This window comes from Pseudomonas sp. NPDC089395 (genome assembly GCF_044749525.1).
Lineage (GTDB): Bacteria > Pseudomonadota > Gammaproteobacteria > Pseudomonadales > Pseudomonadaceae > Aquipseudomonas.
The window spans coordinates 1-15,947 of the sequence record NZ_JBIVID010000011.1 but is presented as its reverse complement, the minus strand read 5'-3'; the positions used below and the strand labels follow the sequence as shown (position 1 = coordinate 15,947).

12 protein-coding genes and 1 pseudogene are annotated in these 15,947 nt (G+C 62.6%); 8 read left to right on the top strand and 5 right to left on the bottom strand.

The annotated features are described in order from the left end of the window. Nucleotides 1–156: 156 nt before the first annotated feature. Nucleotides 157–1,290 (top strand): annotated as a pseudogene (locus tag ACIPZG_RS21495) (methyl-accepting chemotaxis protein); the annotation flags it as partial. Continuing rightward, nucleotides 1,282–2,145 (top strand): methyl-accepting chemotaxis protein, encoded by an 864-nt coding sequence (locus ACIPZG_RS21490; protein WP_400716969.1) that lies wholly within the window; start codon nt 1,282–1,284, stop codon nt 2,143–2,145. The pseudogene ACIPZG_RS21495 and the gene ACIPZG_RS21490, both read left to right, overlap by 9 nt. A 62-nt stretch (nt 2,146–2,207) precedes the next feature. On the opposite strand, the gene ACIPZG_RS21485 is transcribed toward ACIPZG_RS21490, so the two are convergent. From ACIPZG_RS21485 to ACIPZG_RS21475, 3 genes are all read right to left on the bottom strand, one after another. Further along, a complete protein-coding gene (locus tag ACIPZG_RS21485) occupies nt 2,208–3,509 on the bottom strand; it encodes an SLC13 family permease (protein ID WP_400716707.1) in 1,302 nt (433 codons plus the stop codon). Between the two features lie 32 nt (nt 3,510–3,541). Beyond that, nucleotides 3,542–4,375: an amidohydrolase family protein gene (locus tag ACIPZG_RS21480; protein ID WP_400716705.1), complete on the bottom strand. Its 834-nt coding sequence runs from the start codon at nt 4,373–4,375 to the stop codon at nt 3,542–3,544. 183 nt (nt 4,376–4,558) lie between these two features. Then, nucleotides 4,559–5,290, bottom strand: coding sequence for a GntR family transcriptional regulator (locus ACIPZG_RS21475; protein WP_400716703.1), 732 nt, complete (start codon nt 5,288–5,290; stop codon nt 4,559–4,561). Between the two features lie 153 nt (nt 5,291–5,443). Here ACIPZG_RS21475 and ACIPZG_RS21470 point away from each other — a divergent pair, with 153 nt between their 5' ends. Together ACIPZG_RS21470 and ACIPZG_RS21465 are read left to right on the top strand one after the other, a co-directional pair. Continuing rightward, nucleotides 5,444–6,622 (top strand): MFS transporter, encoded by a 1,179-nt coding sequence (locus tag ACIPZG_RS21470; RefSeq protein WP_400716701.1) that lies wholly within the window; start codon nt 5,444–5,446, stop codon nt 6,620–6,622. Nucleotides 6,623–6,751: 129 nt separating this feature from the next. Beyond that, a complete protein-coding gene (locus ACIPZG_RS21465; protein ID WP_400716698.1) occupies nt 6,752–10,228 on the top strand; it encodes a NahK/ErcS family hybrid sensor histidine kinase/response regulator in 3,477 nt (1,158 codons plus the stop codon). Here ACIPZG_RS21465 and rmuC read toward each other — a convergent pair. Both rmuC and ACIPZG_RS21455 read right to left on the bottom strand, forming a co-directional pair. Further along, entirely contained in the window at nt 10,200–11,573 is a 1,374-nt protein-coding gene (gene rmuC, locus ACIPZG_RS21460) for a DNA recombination protein RmuC (protein WP_400716966.1), read from the bottom strand. The genes ACIPZG_RS21465 and rmuC overlap by 29 nt on opposite strands. A gap of 276 nt (nt 11,574–11,849) precedes the next feature. Further along, a complete protein-coding gene (locus ACIPZG_RS21455) occupies nt 11,850–12,269 on the bottom strand; it encodes a tetratricopeptide repeat protein (RefSeq protein WP_400716695.1) in 420 nt (139 codons plus the stop codon). Between the two features lie 953 nt (nt 12,270–13,222). Here ACIPZG_RS21455 and ACIPZG_RS21450 point away from each other — a divergent pair. From ACIPZG_RS21450 to ACIPZG_RS21435, 4 genes are all read left to right on the top strand, one after another. Continuing rightward, on the top strand, nt 13,223–13,447 hold the full coding sequence (locus tag ACIPZG_RS21450; protein WP_103449531.1) for a hypothetical protein: 225 nt from the start codon (nt 13,223–13,225) through the stop codon (nt 13,445–13,447). Nucleotides 13,448–13,695: 248 nt separating this feature from the next. After that, complete coding sequence (locus ACIPZG_RS21445; RefSeq protein WP_400642346.1) at nt 13,696–14,178, top strand: hypothetical protein; 483 nt, start codon at nt 13,696–13,698, stop codon at nt 14,176–14,178. Between the two features lie 146 nt (nt 14,179–14,324). Then, the gene (locus tag ACIPZG_RS21440) at nt 14,325–15,605 is read left to right on the top strand and encodes an OmpP1/FadL family transporter (protein WP_400716693.1); all 1,281 of its coding nucleotides are present in this window, start codon (nt 14,325–14,327) and stop codon (nt 15,603–15,605) included. A 14-nt stretch (nt 15,606–15,619) separates the two neighbouring features. Further along, a partial coding sequence (locus ACIPZG_RS21435; RefSeq protein ID WP_400716690.1) for a hypothetical protein occupies nt 15,620–15,947 on the top strand: 328 nt, incomplete at its 3' end.

The window sequence follows — 15,947 nt, the reverse complement described above, 5'->3', positions numbered from 1 at the left end:
TTCCTGAGTGACTTTTTTAATTGGAGGCGCGCAGGCCGCAACAAGCCACAAATCTGCATGGGAACGTGAAGTTCTGGCAAGTCGCAACCCCAGATCTCTCAACCCCGTAGCAATTCTTGGTTCAGCTTTTCGTGCGCCTGCCGACAATTCATATAGATGACTACATCTAGCAAAAGGAACAGACCTTCGGCCCTCCAACGCACAAGAAAAGGAGCTCTGCAGTTTATGTCTACCTGGTTCGGCGACCTCAGGATCGCCCACAAGCTTTTCCTCGGCTTCGGCCTGGTGCTGTGCCTGACACTGGCCCAGTCGCTGATCGGCTGGAACGGGCTGGGCAGCCTGGTGCGGCGCAGCGAGGTGGTCAGCGAGGTGTCACGCCTCAATGACGCCCTCGGCGACCTGCGCGAGGCACGCTTGCGCCACGCCATGGCCAATGGCGGAGAGACCGAGGCCTCGGCACTGCAGGATGCCCTGGAAGCATTCCAGTCACCGCTGGCCAGGCTGCGTGGTGTGCTGGTCAAGCCGCAGAGCCAGGCCCTGGTCGGCCAGGCCGAGCAGACCCTGCAGGCCTATGCCGGCGACCAGGCGCAGAGCTTCCAGGCGTATCAGAAGATGCGCACGGCACAAAAGGAAATGGGGGTACTGGCCACCAGGTCGTTCGCCAGCATCGACGAGATCCGCAAGCAGATACGCGCCCTGCCCGATGCCGAGCAACGTTTCGTGCACAGCGAAGCCATCAATCAGGTCCGCGAAAACCTCATCCTGCTGCGCTACCACGTGCGTGGCTACACTGGGAACACCAACGCCGACACCGAACAGCTGATGAACGCGCAGATCGCCACCACGGTGAACGACCTGCCTGCCCTGGTGGCCAGGTTCAATGGCAGCTACGGTGCACAGTTCGACGTCCTTGAACAACAGATTCGTGCCTACGCCGAGGCGGTCGAGACATTCCGTGGCGAGGTCGGCAAGCTGGTGGGCTACCGCAATGCCATGGCCGGAAATATCGCTACCCTCAACGGGCTGATCGGCCAACTGCTCGATGCCCAGGCCGTGTCGGTGACCAGCGACAGCCAGTTCGCCAGGAACCTGCAGATCATCACCACCTTGCTGGCACTGCTGCTGGGCATCCTCGCGGCCACCCTCATCGGCCGGCAGATCAGCGGCCCGCTGCACCAGGCCCTGCGTGCCATGCAGCAGGTCGCCGATGGCGACCTCGGCGAACAGCCCGCCAGCCCCCGCCGCGACGAAGTGGGCCAGTTGCAGAACGCCTTGCAAGGCATGACCCGCAACCTGCGTGAACTGATCGCCCAGGTGCGCGACGGCATTGCGCAGATTGCCAGCGCCACCGAAGAGCTGTCGGCGATTACCGAACAGACCAGCGCCGGTGCCAACAACCAGAAAGTGGAAACCGACCAGGTGGCCACCGCCATGCAGGAAATGGCCGCCACCGTGCATGAAGTGGCGCGCAATGCCGGTGAAGCCTCGCAGGCCGCCAGCGCCACCGACGAGCAAGCCCGCGCCGGCGACAGCGTGGTCAACCGCGCCGTGGCGCAGATCGGCCGGCTGGCCAGCCAGGTGGACGCCACCGGTGAGGCGATGGGCACCCTGCGCAGCGAGAGCCTGCGCATCGGCAAGGTCATGGACGTGATCAAGGCGGTGGCCGAGCAGACCAACCTGCTGGCACTCAATGCCGCGATCGAAGCAGCCCGCGCCGGCGAAGCCGGGCGTGGTTTTGCCGTGGTGGCGGATGAAGTGCGCAGCCTGGCGCAACGTACCCAGGCATCGACGCTGGAAATCGAATCGGCTATTGGCAGCCTGGAGGACGGTACGCGTTCGGTGAGCGAACTGATGGAAGAAAGCCAGAGCCTGACCCAGAGCAGCGTGGCCCTGGTGCGTGAGGCGGGGGTCGCCCTGGAAGGCATTACTCAGCGGGTATCGGCGATCGAACTGATGAACCAGCAGATTGCCGCGGCCTCGGAACAACAGAGCGCCGTGGCCGAGGAGATCAGCCGCAGCGTGGTGACGGTGCGGGACATTTCCGAACAGACGGCCGAGGCCAGCCAGCAGACTTCGGCGTCCAGCGTCGAGCTGGCTCGACTGGGTGGGCAGTTGCAGCAGATGATCAGCCGCTTCCGCGTTTGACGGAAAACGGGCACACAAGAAACCGCAGCCAGGCTGCGGTTTTTTGTGTGTCCGGCTCAGGTTCAGAGCACGAACGTCAGCGCCACATTGAACGCCAGCGCCGCGACGAAGCCGATGGGCGCCGCCTTGAACAGCAGCTGCGGAAACAGTGAAGCCCGATGCTGTTCGTTGCTGCAGGACCCCAGGATCAGGCTGCCCCCCGAGGAGAATGGCGAGATCGAGGTGGCTTGGGCACCGGCAACGATGGCAATGAACAGGATCATCGGTTCGATGCCCATACTGTTGGCAATCGGCAGCACCATCGGGAACAGTGCCGGCGTCACCACACCGAGGGTGCTGGAGAAGATCGACATGAATGCTGCAACGGCGCCGAACACCACGGGCACCAGGATGGGCGGGATGCTGCTGCCGATCCACGACGCGAGAATGTCGATGGTACCGGCCTTGATCGCCACGGAAATCAGCATGCCCACGCCGCAGATCATGATCAGCGTGCCCCAGGGCACGGTGGCCATGGCCTTGCGCTCGTCACCCAGCTTCAGCAGCAAGGCGATGACCGAGAAGATGCTGGCGATCAAGCCGATGTCCATCTTCGCGTTGATGAATGTCGCAGTGGCGTTGCCCGGCAAGAGGATGCTCGCCACCGGTGCGGCCAGCACGATGATCATCATCGCCAAGGTCAGCCACAGCGTGGTTCTCTGCTGGCTGTTGAGCGGTGCCGGAGCAGTGGCGCTGAAAACCGAGGCTTTCAGGGCACGGCCATGGCCAGTCAGGAAGACGAACGCCGAGATCACCAGCAGCGGGATCAACAAGGTACTGACGAATATGCCGGTGGCATTGATGAAGGCCTGGTTGTCGGTCACGCCGGCATTGGTCATCAAGCCCCGGAAGATGATGCCGCTCTGGCTGGACATGAAGTTGGCGCCGCTCAGTGCGCCGTAGTTCACCGCCATGCCGCCGACGATCAGGCTCATACCGGTGCGCTCGCACAGCAGCAGGGTGATGGGCGCCATGAAGGCCAGCACGGTGTAGTAGCCCGCCCCCATGGCTGCGATTGCGGTGGCCGCGAAAAACACCGCGAACGGCAGCAGTTGCGGCACCGCGCGGCAACGGTAGATCAAGTGTTCTGCGAGTTTCTCCAAGGTGCCGTTGACGGTGGCGAAGCTGTAGAACAGGCAGACCGAGAAGATCACGAAGAAGATCTTCAACGGCCACATGCCAACGACTTCCGAGGGGCTCAGGCCCATGCCGAAACAGCCGATCAGGTAGGCAAAGGCAATGGCGAAGAGGCCGATGTTGACCTTGGTCTTGTAGCCGAGGGCCACGGCGGCAACGATGGCCGCGACGACGAGCATGCTCATCATGGTGAAAGTGTCCTGTTGTTGTTATCGGATTATCAGCGGGAACGGTCGAAGCCGAACAGCTTCGCAGGGTTGTCGCGCAGCACCTGGGCGCGCTCGCCGGGGTCAGGCAGCAAAGCCTCGAAGAAGGCGTACTGCTCGGCGTAGCGGGTCTGCTGCTCGAACTGGGTGTGAGGCCAATCGCTGCCCCACAGGAAACGTTCGAGCCCACCGACCGCCTCGCGCACCTGGGCCAGCAGCACCTTGGCCTTGGCCAGGTCGGACTGGCTGCGATAGGCCGCAGACAACTTCAGCCACAGCTTTGGCTCGGCAAGCAGGTGAAGGAAGGTGCGGTGGCTGTCGTTGCGTGGGTCGATGCCGCTGGCTGGCAGGCCGAAGTGGTCGACCACCACATCCACACCACAGGCCAGAATGGCCGGCACGATCAGGGCCAGGTCGTCGAAGCCGCGCTGAATCTCCACCTGCCAACCGCGCACGGCCAGGCGTTTGAACAGTGCCGTCCATTCAGGGCCGGCATAGTCGGCAAGCTGCTTGCCCACCAGGTTCAGGCGAATGCCGACCACGCCGGCTTCTGCCAGCGCGTCCAGTGCCTGGTCGCTGATGCTGGCATCCACCACCGCCACCGCGCGCAAGCGCTCGGGATGGCGGCGCAGGGCCTGGAGCATGTAGCGGTTGTCGGTACCCAGGAAGCTGGGCTGGATGAGCACGCCATGGGACAGCCCAAAACGGTCCAGATGAGCCAGATACTGCTCGATCAGCGCGTCATAGGCCGGGCTGTAGCGGCGGCTGGGGACCATCGGCAGGTCCTGGCGAAAGATATGGGCATGGGTATCGATGCCGGTAACGGCAGGCAGATGGGGGCTGGTCATGAAACGATCACCCTGGTCGATTGTTATGGCGGCGTCATGCGTCGCGGTTTTTATACAAACATGCAGTCATATATATGAATATATGACCTTATATTCAGCCGACCGGGGCTGTCAATCAACGACTGATGAGGGGTACGCGATCGCAGGCGCCCCATGCAACAGGGCGCACGCCGTCAGACGGGGTCAGCGGATGTCGACGCGGTAGCGGAAGTGCTGGGCATGGCCCCGCGAACGGCGCCATTCCAGCGGCTTGCCCGCGTAATCGCGGGCCAGCCGCTCGATGACCACCACGGGGCTGTCGACAGGCAGCTGGAGGAGCCGCGAGTGGGCTTCATCCGCCGCTTCGGCGGTGAGGACCTCTTCGGCGGAGGCAACCACCTGGCCGCACAATTCTTCGTAGATGGGATAGAGCAGCGGCCCTTTCTGGTTCAGCTCCACCTCCAGCAATGGCTGGAACAGGTGGCGCGGCAGCCAGATTTCTTCAGCCAACACTGGCTGCGCGCCGAGCAGGCGAATGCGCAGGATGCGGATGGCATCAGCGCCCACCGGCAAGCCCAGCGCCTGGGCGGCTGCCGAGGGTGCAGGCACCGGCTCGACGCAGAGAATGTGGCTTTCGGGCATCACCCGCTCACCACTGGCGGTCTCGAAACGGAAGAAGCGGAACAACGAGGAATGGAATTGCGGCCGCCGAATGAACGTACCACGGCCCTGCTGACGCTCCAGCACACCTTCGGCAACCAGCGCATCGACGGCCTTGCGTACAGTGCCGACCGACATTTCGAATTCGCTGGCCAGCGCCGCCTCGGTGGCGATGGCCTCGCCCGGGCGCCAGCGGTTGTTGGCGATCTGCGCGATGAGGTGATCACGCAGCAATTGATAGCGTGGAAGTCTGGCGTCACCGGACAGTTGGGGCATGGGCCGCTCTCGAGTTGTCATGCAAACATCTATATGTGAAGTGGCCGAAAGCATTCCCGCTGGATCGCAGGCTGTCAATGCCACGCAGGCGACACCTGGCGCCGACTCTCCTATGCTTGCCCCCTGGCAACCGCCCATGACAAGGACGTGGCAATGCTCGCCGCCCTCAAGCATTACCCTGGCACCGTGCGCCTGCTGCTGCTGGCCACCTTCATCCTGACCCTGGCCCGTGCCCTCACCCTGCCCTACCTGGTGGTCTACCTGGCCGACAACTTCCAGCTCTCGATCGGCCATATCGGTCTGCTGATCGGCGGCGCACTGATCGTTGCCTCGTTGCTGAGCCTGTATGGCGGGCACCTGGTCGATACCCTGCACAACCACACGCTGATCAGCGCCAGCACCTTGCTGTTCACCCTGGCCTTCGCCGCCGCCATCGCCAGCCGTTCGGCACTGATGTTCTTCCTCTGCCTGGTACTGATCAACCTGACCCTGGCCGTGGTCGACATCGCCGCCAAGGCCGGCTTCTGCGCCCTGCTGCCGGTGGAACGGCGCGCCGAGGTGTTCGCCATCAAGTACACCTTGAGCAACGTCGGCTATGCCGTCGGCCCGCTGCTGGGCGTTGCCATGCTGGAGCTGGACGACCACCTGCCCTTCGTCGCCTCCGCGCTGATTGGCCTGGGCATGTGCCTGGCCTACTGGCGCCTGGGCGATCGTGGGCTGCAGGCCAGCCTGGCGGAACAGCCGAGCGCAGGTTTCGTCCAGGTGGCGCTGGGCCTGGCAGGCGACCGGAGGCTGGTGTGCTTCACCCTCGGAGGCGTGCTCAGCGCCGTGGTGTTTGGCCAGTTCACCGCCTACCTGTCGCAGTACCTGGTGGTGACCACCAGCCCCAGCGAGGCGGCGCGGCTGGTGGGCTACCTGGTGACCACCAATGCCGTGACGGTGATCGCTCTGCAGTACCTGATCGGCAGGCGCATCAGCCGTCAGCGGCTGATGCCCTGGCTGCTGGCCGGCATGGCCTTGTTCATCGCCGGGCTACTGGGCTTCGCGCTGGCCGGGTCGGTGCTGGCCTGGTGCCTGGCCATGCTGGTATTCACCCTGGGTGAGATCATCGTGATTCCGGCCGAGTACATGTTCATCGACCTTATTGCACCGGAGCATCTGCGCGGGGTGTATTACGGGGCGCAGAACCTGTCCAACCTGGGGGCAGCGCTGGGGCCGGTGATGGTGGGGTTTGCCCTGACGCAGTGGTGGCCGGGGGCGATTTTCTACCTGCTGGTGATGTCGGTGATACTGGCGGGGGTGTTCTATTGGCTGGGTACGCGCAAGCAGTGATGCCGGCGATAGGGCCAGCAACGCCTGCGACGACTCGCCACTGCTACCATCGTCGGCGCTGACGAACCGGCGCTTGCGTGCCAGACTGACTGATCGGGACCGCGTTACCTTTTTTGCTCCGGAGTTTTCATGTCGTTGTCCAGCGGGCTGATCGCCGTGGTCGCCCTGGCCTATATGGCCATCATGTTCGCCATCGCCTTCTACGGCGACCGCCGCAGCACACCGTTGCCGCCGCGGCTGCGTGCCTGGGTGTATAGCCTGTCGTTGGCGGTGTACTGCACCAGCTGGACCTTCTTCGGCGCGGTCGGCCAGGCCGCCGAACAGTTGTGGGCGTTCCTGCCAATCTACCTCGGGCCGATCCTGCTGCTGATCTTCGCGCCCTGGGTGCTGCAGAAGATGGTGCTGATCAGCAAGCAGCAGAACATCACCTCCATCGCCGACTTCATCGCCGCGCGCTACGGCAAGTCCCAGACATTGGCCGTGGTGGTGGCGCTGATCTGCCTGGTCGGCGTGCTGCCGTACATCGCCTTGCAGCTCAAGGGCATCGTGCTTGGCGTCAACCTGCTGATCGGCGCCAATGCCGATGCCACCGGCACCCGCGTGCAGGACACCGCACTGGTGGTATCGCTGGTGCTGGCGCTGTTCGCCATCGTCTTCGGCACACGCAGCCTGGACGTGACCGAGCACCACCGGGGCATGGTGCTGGCGATTGCTTTCGAATCGATGATCAAGCTGCTGGCCTTCCTCGCCGTCGGCGTGTTCGTGGTGTTCAACCTGTACGACGGCTTCGACGACCTGCTGACCCAGGCACGCCAGTCGGTGCAGCTCGACAGCTATTGGCATGAAACCATCAACTGGCCGTCGATGGTGGTGCAGACTGCCGTGGCGATGATGGCGATCATCTGCCTGCCACGGCAGTTCCACGTGACCGTGGTGGAGAACATCGAACCGCAGGACATGCGCCTGGCGCGCTGGGTATTCCCGATGTACCTGGCGCTGGCCGCGCTGTTCGTGGTGCCCATTGCCCTGGCCGGCCAGATGCTGCTGCCCGGCACGGTGATTTCCGACTCCTTCGTGATCAGCCTGCCGTTGGCCGAGGCACATCCGAGCCTGGCGCTGCTGGCCTTCATCGGTGGCGCCTCGGCCGCCACCGGCATGGTCATCGTCGAGGCCGTGGCGCTGTCGACCATGGTGTCCAACGACATGCTGCTGCCATGGCTGCTGCGCCGCAACAATGCCGAACGGCCGTTCGAGGCCTTCCGCCACTGGATGCTGTCGGTACGCCGGGTGACCATCGTGGCCATCCTGTTGCTGGCTTACGTCAGCTATCGCCTGCTCGGTTCCACCGCAAGCCTCGCGACCATCGGCCAGATCGCCTTCGCCGCCGTGACCCAGCTCACCCCCGCCATGCTCGGCGCGCTGTACTGGAAGCAAGCCAACCGCCGCGGCGTGTTCGCAGGCCTGGCGGCGGGCATTTTCCTGTGGTTCTACACCTTGGTGCTGCCCATCACCGCCCACAGCCTGGGCTGGTCACTGGAGCTGTTCCCCGGCCTTGCATGGCTGCACGGCAACCCACTGAACCTGCCCATCACCCCCCTCACCCAAGGCGTGGTGCTTTCGCTGGCCGGCAACTTCACCCTGTTCGTCTGGGTGTCGATGCTGTCACGCACTCGCGTGTCGGAGCACTGGCAGGCCGGACGCTTCATTGGCCAGCAGACCAGTGCCCGCCCCAACAGCAAGCCGCTGCTGGCGGTTCAGATAGACGACCTGCTGACACTGGCCTCGCGCTTCGTCGGTGAAGAGCGCGCGCGGCAGAGCTTCATCCGCTTCGCCTACCGCCAGGGCAAAGGCTTCAACCCCAACCAGAATGCCGACGGCGACTGGATCGAACACACCGAACGGCTGCTCGCAGGCGTACTCGGTACCTCCTCGACCCGCGCCGTGGTCAAGGCGGCCATCGAAGGCCGCGACATGCAGCTCGAAGACGTGGTGCGCATCGCCGACGAAGCCAGCGAAGTGCTGCAGTTCAACCGCGCACTGCTGCAAGGGGCCATCGAGAACATCAACCAGGGCATCAGCGTGGTCGACCAGAACCTGCACCTGGTGGCCTGGAATCGCCGTTACCTGGAGCTGTTCAACTACCCCGACGGGCTGATCAGCGTCGGCCGGCCAATCGCCGACATCATCCGCTACAACGCCGAGCGCGGCCTGTGCGGCCCGGGCGAGGCGCAAGTGCATGTGGCACGACGCCTGCACTGGATGCGCCAGGGTCGGGCGCACTCCTCGGAGCGGCTGTTCCCCAACGGCCGGGTGATCGAGCTGATCGGCAACCCGATGCCCGGTGGCGGTTTCGTCATGAGCTTCACCGACATCACCCCGTTCCGCGAGGCCGAGCAGGCATTGCGCGATTCCAACGAGGGGCTGGAGCAGCGCGTGGCCGAACGGACTCACGAGCTGTCGCAGCTGAACCAGGCACTGTCGGAGGCCAAGAGCCAGGCCGAAGCGGTCAGCAAGTCCAAGACCCGCTTCCTGGCGGCGGTCAGCCACGACCTGATGCAACCGCTCAACGCCGCGCGGCTGTTCTCCGCCGCCCTGTCACAACAGGCCGAAGGCCTCAACGAGGAAGCCCAGCAACTGGTCCAGCACATGGACAGTTCGCTGCGCTCGGCCGAAGAGCTGATCAGCGACCTGCTGGATATTTCGCGCCTGGAGAACGGCAAGATCACCCCGGACGCCAAGCCGTTCGCCCTCAACGAGCTGTTTGACACCCTCGGCGCCGAGTTCAAGCTGCTGGCCGCCGAGAAGGGCCTGGAGTTCCGCCTGCGCGGCAGCCGCTTGCGCGTCGACAGCGACATGAAACTGCTGCGCCGGGTGCTGCAGAACTTCCTGACCAATGCCCTGCGTTATGGCAAGAGCCCGCTCCTGCTGGGTGTTCGCCGTCAGGGCGAGCACTTGTGGCTGGAAGTCTGGGACCGTGGCCCAGGCATCGCCGACGACAAGCTGCAAGTGATTTTCCAGGAGTTCAAGCGCCTGGACAGCCACCAGACCCGCGCCGAAAAAGGCCTGGGGCTGGGCCTGGCGATCGCCGATGGCTTGTGCCGGGTGTTGGGCCACCCCCTCGAGGTGCGCTCCTGGCCAGGCAAGGGCACGGTGTTCCGCGTCAAGGTGCCGATCGCTCGCCAGCCAGCGGCTGCGCCAAGCGCGCCGCTGGAACAGGCCAGCCAGCCGCTGGCCGGCCTGCAGGTGCTGTGCATCGACAACGAAGACAGCATCCTGATCGGCATGAACAGCCTGCTCAGCCGCTGGGGCTGCCAGGTGTGGACGGCGCGCAATCGCGCCGAGTGCGAAGCGCTGCTGGAGAAGGGTATGCGCCCGCACCTGGCGCTGGTGGACTACCACCTGGATGACGGTGAAACCGGCACCGGGCTGATGGGCTGGCTACGGGCTCGCCTGGGCGAGCCGGTGCCGGGGGTGGTGATCAGTGCCGATGGCAGCAAGGAAACCCTGGCCACGGTGCATGCCGCGGGCCTGGATTACCTGGCCAAGCCGGTCAAGCCGGCGGCCCTGCGCGCCCTGCTCAATCGCCATCTGAGCCTGGTGCAGTAAGCGCAGCGTCCGCCATTGCCTCATCGGATAACGCCCGCTCCAGCAGCTCGGCCGGCAGGCTCTTGCTGGCCCGGGCGCCGAGCAGCTTGAGCTGTTCGCTGCGGCTGACCAGGTTGCCACGCCCCTCGCACAGTTTGTTGCGCGCTGCGGCATAGGCCTTGTCGACCTGCTGCAAGCGCGTGCCCAGTTCGTCCAGGTCCTGGATGAACAACACGAACTTGTCGTACAGCCAACCGGCACGCTCGGCGATCTCGCGCGCGTTCTGGCCCTGGCGCTCCTGCTTCCACAAGCTGTCGATCACCCGCAGGGTGGCGAGCAAGGTGGTCGGACTGACGATCACGATCTGCCGGTCGAAGGCTTCCTGGAACAGGTTGGGCTCGGCTTGCAGGGCCGCCGAGAACGCCGCCTCGATGGGCACGAACAGCAATACGAAATCCAGGCTGTGAAGGCCTTCGAGGCGGTTGTAGTCCTTGCTGGACAAGCCTTTGACATGGTTGCGCAGCGACTGCACGTGCTGTTTCAGCGCGTTTTCATCGTTGCTGCTGACGTACTGCTGGTAGGCAGTCAGGCTGACCTTGGCATCGACCACCACCTGCTTGTCGCCGGGCAGCATGATCAACACATCAGGTTGGTAGCGCTCGCCCTCGGCGCTCTTGAGGCTGACCTGGGTCTGGTACTCGCGGCCCTTCTCCAGGCCGGCGTGCTCCAGTACCCGTTCGAGGATCAGCTCGCCCCAGTTGCCCTGGGTTTTCTGCCCCTTGAGCGCCTGGGTGAGGTTGGTGGCTTCGTCGGACAGGCGCAGGTTGAGCTGCTGCAGGCGCTCCAACTCCTTGCTCAGCGAGAAGCGCTCACGGGCCTCCTGCTGGTAGCTCTCCTCGACGCGCTTTTCGAAGGCCTGGATGCGCTCCTTGAGCGGGTCAAGCAACTGACCCAGGTGTTGTTGGCTGGTCTGGGCGAAGCGCTGCTCGCGCTCGTCGAAGATTTTCGTGGCCAGGTCGGCGAACTGCGCGCGCAGGGTGTCGCGTGCTTCCTGCAGGTCTTCCAGACGCTGCTGGTGGCTGTCCTGCTGCTCGCGCAGCTCGGCCTCAAGTCGCGCAGTCTGGGCTTCCAGGCGACGCAGCTCGGCTTCACGGTTGCCCCGCTCCAGATGCCAGGCGTGGGCGGCGTCGCGGGCATTGTCGCGGTCGATCTGCAGCAGCTCCAGTTCGCGGCCCTGGGCGGCCAGTTGGGTCTGCTTGACGGTGTTGGCCTCGCTGAGGTCGCTGACCTCGTCGCGGCTGGCCTCCAGTTGCGCCTGCAAACCCGCCTGGGCCAGTTGGGCGGCATTGAGGCGCTCTTCGAGCAAGGCCTGCTCGCCTTGCCGGGCACCATGACGACGCTGCACATGCATGACCCAACCCAGGCACGGCAAGACGCCTGCCACCAAGCCCAGCAGAATGCTGGTCAGATCCACTGTCATGCTTACCCCGATCGATCTGTTGCAAATTGAGTGCAGCTTATCAGCCTGTTTGACCGGGCGCCTGTACCGGCCCTATCGCGGGCAAGCCCGCGCCTACAGGATCGTGTTGCACCTGTGGGAGCCGGGTTGCCCGCGATAGGGCCGGTAGGGGCGCCGCAAGACTCAAGCTTGGGCCAACTGCCTCAATAACCGACGCGCTTCTTGCGACCCCTGCCCCGCCGCCAGCTCCAACCAGTAGCGCGCCAGCTCCGGCTCGCTGGCCTGGCACAGCCGCGCGTACTCCAGTTGCGCCAGGCGATCCCCTGCCCGCGCCGCCTGGCGCAGCAGATCATGGCCGATGCGTCGGTCACGGGCGTTGCCACAATCGCGGCACAGCATCTGCCCCAGGCGGCTCTGGGCCTCCACCACGCCTTGGCGCGCCGGTTGCTTGAGCAGGCGCCCGGCCAGGTGCTTGACCTGTTGCTTGTCGCCCAGGCGCGGGCTGTCGAGCAGCCAAAGGGCTACTTTCAGCGAAAAACGCTTGGAGGTAGGCGCAGACGACGAAATGGCAGGGCTGGCGAGATGTTTACCGCGAAACTTCATGAGCAACAGAGAAGGCAACTCGAAAGGCGCGCCACTCTACCCTTTTTTTTACGGCATGACCTGTCGATTTCCGGAGGATTGAAAAAAATTTCTCTGATCTTTTCTTGACGCTTTCAAACGGATGACGAGACGGTCTGCAAGCGCCTGAGGATTGTCCGACAGTTCGATGATTTGCTGGCACGCCCGTTCTAGAGCAAGCGCTCGGGACAATCCACAGTTCCTGTGGATAACTCGGTGGACAACCCCCTAAAGTACCCTGCAAACCCCCATGAAATGGGGCTTACAGTCAAACTGACGATTTTTTCACCAGTAAAAATTAGTGTTTTTTTTCATTGACTTAAGGTGCCAGTCAAGGCATTGGCGAGCCTCTTCGGGGCTGTTGCCACGCTGTTACACACCACGCCTCGAATGTGCACAAGTGCACCGAAAACCTGCATTCGAATGCACGAAATCGGTACATCCTCGCGTTTGGCCGCCCATTACCCCTCTTCCCACAACGCTAAAGAAACGCCATACTGCGCGGCTCGCCTGAAGAAACGTGACAACGCTTGCAAAGCCTGCAGCGTTCCGGTAAGGTGCGCCTCGTTAGTACCCAGCTGAAAGTCAATTCTGGCCAGATGCGTCCTTGCAGACCTGCTCCTCCCAAGAGCGTTACTGCTGAAACCAGGACCGGCCCTTTCGATGATTCACTCGCCAGCCTTGCGCTGCTCAAGCACGAATCACGTGACAGATTGATCAGGATTCAATTCCGGATGGCCTAGAACCTTGGCCCCGGGATATTGCCTGCCCTCTGAAGTACCTACCAGTCAGCCCAAGCGCCCACATTTGATTGCGCTCTCTCTGGCTGCCCTGTTCCAGTCAGGTTCGTTCGTCCCTTAATAAAGGCGTCACTGGAACGTTTCTATCATGCACGGATCATAACCCCCGTGTTTAAAGCAGGAACCTCCAACAATATGCAAACTCATCATCAGATTCAGGCTGCCATTGGCACCCTCTCCCAGGCCTTCTCGCCGTTGAAGTGCCTTATCACTGCCCCACGCAAGGGCAATTTCAGTTTCACCCTGGTAGACGAACACGGCGTCGCCTGCCACACCGAACGCCTATACCCCGAACAGTACAACCGCTCGGAACCTCTGCAGGCTGTAATCGCCCGGACCCGCCAGTCGCTCACCGCGTGAGCGGCGAATGCACGGGCATTCAGTCGCTGAATGCCACTGCAGGCAAGCTGCCTGATCGTTCTTGGCCTAATTGCCGCAGGGCATATGGCACTCGACGTCAGGCAGCAATCGATTTAAAAACAGCTCTTTACACCACGCTTATCACACTACACTTCAACTCGAGCGGCTCTATCCGCTTCCGGCGGGCCTGATCATTCACCAGCTGCCAAGCTCCAGCGCCCGTCGGCCCTTTACTGCTCGAGGGCATCATGGGTATCGCGGCGAATGAATTGTGTCAGTATGTGATCCGACCAACCCTGGTCTACCTGAATCGTCATTGCGCCAGTGCCGAAGCCCTGCTTCTGGGTATCGCGGCCAGCCAGTCGGCGCTCGGCTCGGCCTTGCAGGACCGCCGTGGCCACGGCCTCTACCGCATCGGCGAAAGCCGGCACCAGGCGGTGTGGGACGACTTCCTCGCCCGTGATCCGGAACTGGCCAGCCTGGTACGCGGCCTGGCGAGCCAGCACGCGTTTCTCGGCGGCCCGCACCTGGAACTCACGGTCAACTTGCGCTATTCCACCGCCATCGCCTGGATGCTCATCGAAGCCCAGTCCACCCCGCTGCCTGCCCCTGACGACCTGTTAGGCCAGGCGCGTATCTGGCGTCAGATTTTTCACCCGCAAGGTCGCCTGCGCGACTTCACCCAAGCCTGGCAGTTGTGCATTGCTCAGAAATTGCCAGAGGTATCTTGAGAACTGTCCTACAGTATTGCCGGAAAAAAAGGAATTTTGGTCGGATTGTCCTACAAAACCGCTCTATCTCCTGTGATTCAGGCTATAGCGCAGCGCGTGATTTGTTGGTAGCTTTTCGCCCCGGAGATCCCAAGGAGTTTCTAATAATGAAAAAAGTAATGCTCAAAACCTCCCTCGGCGTAGCCGTTGCTCTCGCTTCCAGCCAACTGTTCGCTGCCGGTTTTGCCCTCAACGAACAGAGCGTCAGTGGCATGGGGACAGGTTTCGCGGGTCGTTCTTCCGCTGCCGATGATGCCAGCACCGTATATGGCAACCCTGCCGGCATGTCTCGCCTGAAGCGCGAACAAGTCACGGTAGGTGGCGCAGCCGTAATCGCTAAAACTGACATTTCGGGCCGTGGTAGCAACTTCGGGGGGGAAACCGATGGCGATATGGTACCGACTGTTGGTGTGCCGATGGGCTTCTACGTCAAGCCGATCGACGACCATTGGAGTGTAGGTTTCGGCGTTTATGTGCCATACGGCCTGATTACCGACTACGGCAGCGATGATGCGGCACGCTACTGGGGCAAGAAGAGCAAGGTCGAGGTCATCACCTTCCAGCCAACCGTCAGCTATGCCTTCAATGACAAGGTGTCTATCGGTTTCGGCCCGACCATCAACCGTATCAAGGGCGAGCTGGGCTCGAACCTGGCCAGCAAGGCCTTCCTGGGCCCCAACGGCCCGGATGGCGAAGTCAAGATCAAAGGCGACGACACTGCTGTCGGTTACAACATCGGTGTGCTCGTTCAAGCCACCGACCGTACCCGCCTCGGTCTGACTTATCATTCGATGGTCGACTACGAGCTTGAAGGCGATACCCGCGTTTCGTATCCGATTCCACGTCTGGGTTTGAGCGGCAAATTTGACGCCAGCTTGAAAATCAAGACGCCAGAGTCCGTGGACTTCTCGGTCACTCATGAACTCGATGACAACTGGACGCTGTACGCGGGTAGCACCTGGACTCGCTGGAGCCGTCTGGAAAACATCACTGTCGAGAACGAGGCACCTGCGAATTATCCGCTGCGGACTATCACCGAAGAGCAGAACTGGCATGACACCTGGGCTCACGCCATTGGTGCGGCCTACAAGGTGAACAAGGAGTGGACCCTGCGTGCAGGCTTCTCCGTTGACCAGTCGCCTACCAACAACCATGATCGCTCGCCGCGCATTCCTACCGGCGATCGAAAAGCGGTCAGCTTTGGTGCTGGCTGGAGCCCGAACGACGACATGACCATTGATGTTGCCTATTCCTACCTGTGGGAAGAAGACACCAAGGTCAACAACCTGCCGGACTCGGCGACGGAAGCGGCCTTGAAGGGCAGCTACCAGGCCAAGTACGAGAACAGTGCACACGGTATCGGTGCTTCGCTCACCTACCGTTTCTGATTCGTACCTGCTTCATGAAAAACCGCCCTCGTGGCGGTTTTTTCATGCCTGTCCCTATCTGGGTCAAGGCATTGATATCGTTTGTCGTTGATCAGCACCCTGGCGTTGGCTTTGGCTTTGGCTTTGGCGTTGGCTTTGGCTTTGGCTTTGGCTTTGGCTTTGGCTTTGGCTTTGGCTTTGGCTTTGGCTTTGGCTTTGGCTTTGGCTTTGGCTTTGGCTTTGGCTTTTCAGTGCACGGTAGATCAGACACCGCAAATTGCGACGTCAGGAGGCCGAGCGGAGGTCTTGCGGAGGGAGGCGACGGGCATGGATGCCCGTCGAGCGCTGGGCCCCAGGATGGGG

What these genes read in the sequence shown, in the direction of transcription:
- ACIPZG_RS21475 (WP_400716703.1), bottom strand. Translation starts at nt 5,290, where the DNA reads ATGCCCCAACTGTCCGGTGACGCCAGACTTCCACGCTATCAATTGCTG.
- ACIPZG_RS21490 (WP_400716969.1), top strand. Translation starts at nt 1,282, where the DNA reads ATGACCCGCAACCTGCGTGAACTGATCGCCCAGGTGCGCGACGGCATT.
- ACIPZG_RS21480 (WP_400716705.1), bottom strand. Translation starts at nt 4,375, where the DNA reads ATGACCAGCCCCCATCTGCCTGCCGTTACCGGCATCGATACCCATGCC.
- ACIPZG_RS21445 (WP_400642346.1), top strand. Translation starts at nt 13,696, where the DNA reads ATGGGTATCGCGGCGAATGAATTGTGTCAGTATGTGATCCGACCAACC.
- ACIPZG_RS21450 (WP_103449531.1), top strand. Translation starts at nt 13,223, where the DNA reads ATGCAAACTCATCATCAGATTCAGGCTGCCATTGGCACCCTCTCCCAG.
- ACIPZG_RS21465 (WP_400716698.1), top strand. Translation starts at nt 6,752, where the DNA reads ATGTCGTTGTCCAGCGGGCTGATCGCCGTGGTCGCCCTGGCCTATATG.
- ACIPZG_RS21455 (WP_400716695.1), bottom strand. Translation starts at nt 12,269, where the DNA reads ATGAAGTTTCGCGGTAAACATCTCGCCAGCCCTGCCATTTCGTCGTCT.
- ACIPZG_RS21470 (WP_400716701.1), top strand. Translation starts at nt 5,444, where the DNA reads ATGCTCGCCGCCCTCAAGCATTACCCTGGCACCGTGCGCCTGCTGCTG.
- ACIPZG_RS21485 (WP_400716707.1), bottom strand. Translation starts at nt 3,509, where the DNA reads ATGATGAGCATGCTCGTCGTCGCGGCCATCGTTGCCGCCGTGGCCCTC.
- ACIPZG_RS21440 (WP_400716693.1), top strand. Translation starts at nt 14,325, where the DNA reads ATGAAAAAAGTAATGCTCAAAACCTCCCTCGGCGTAGCCGTTGCTCTC.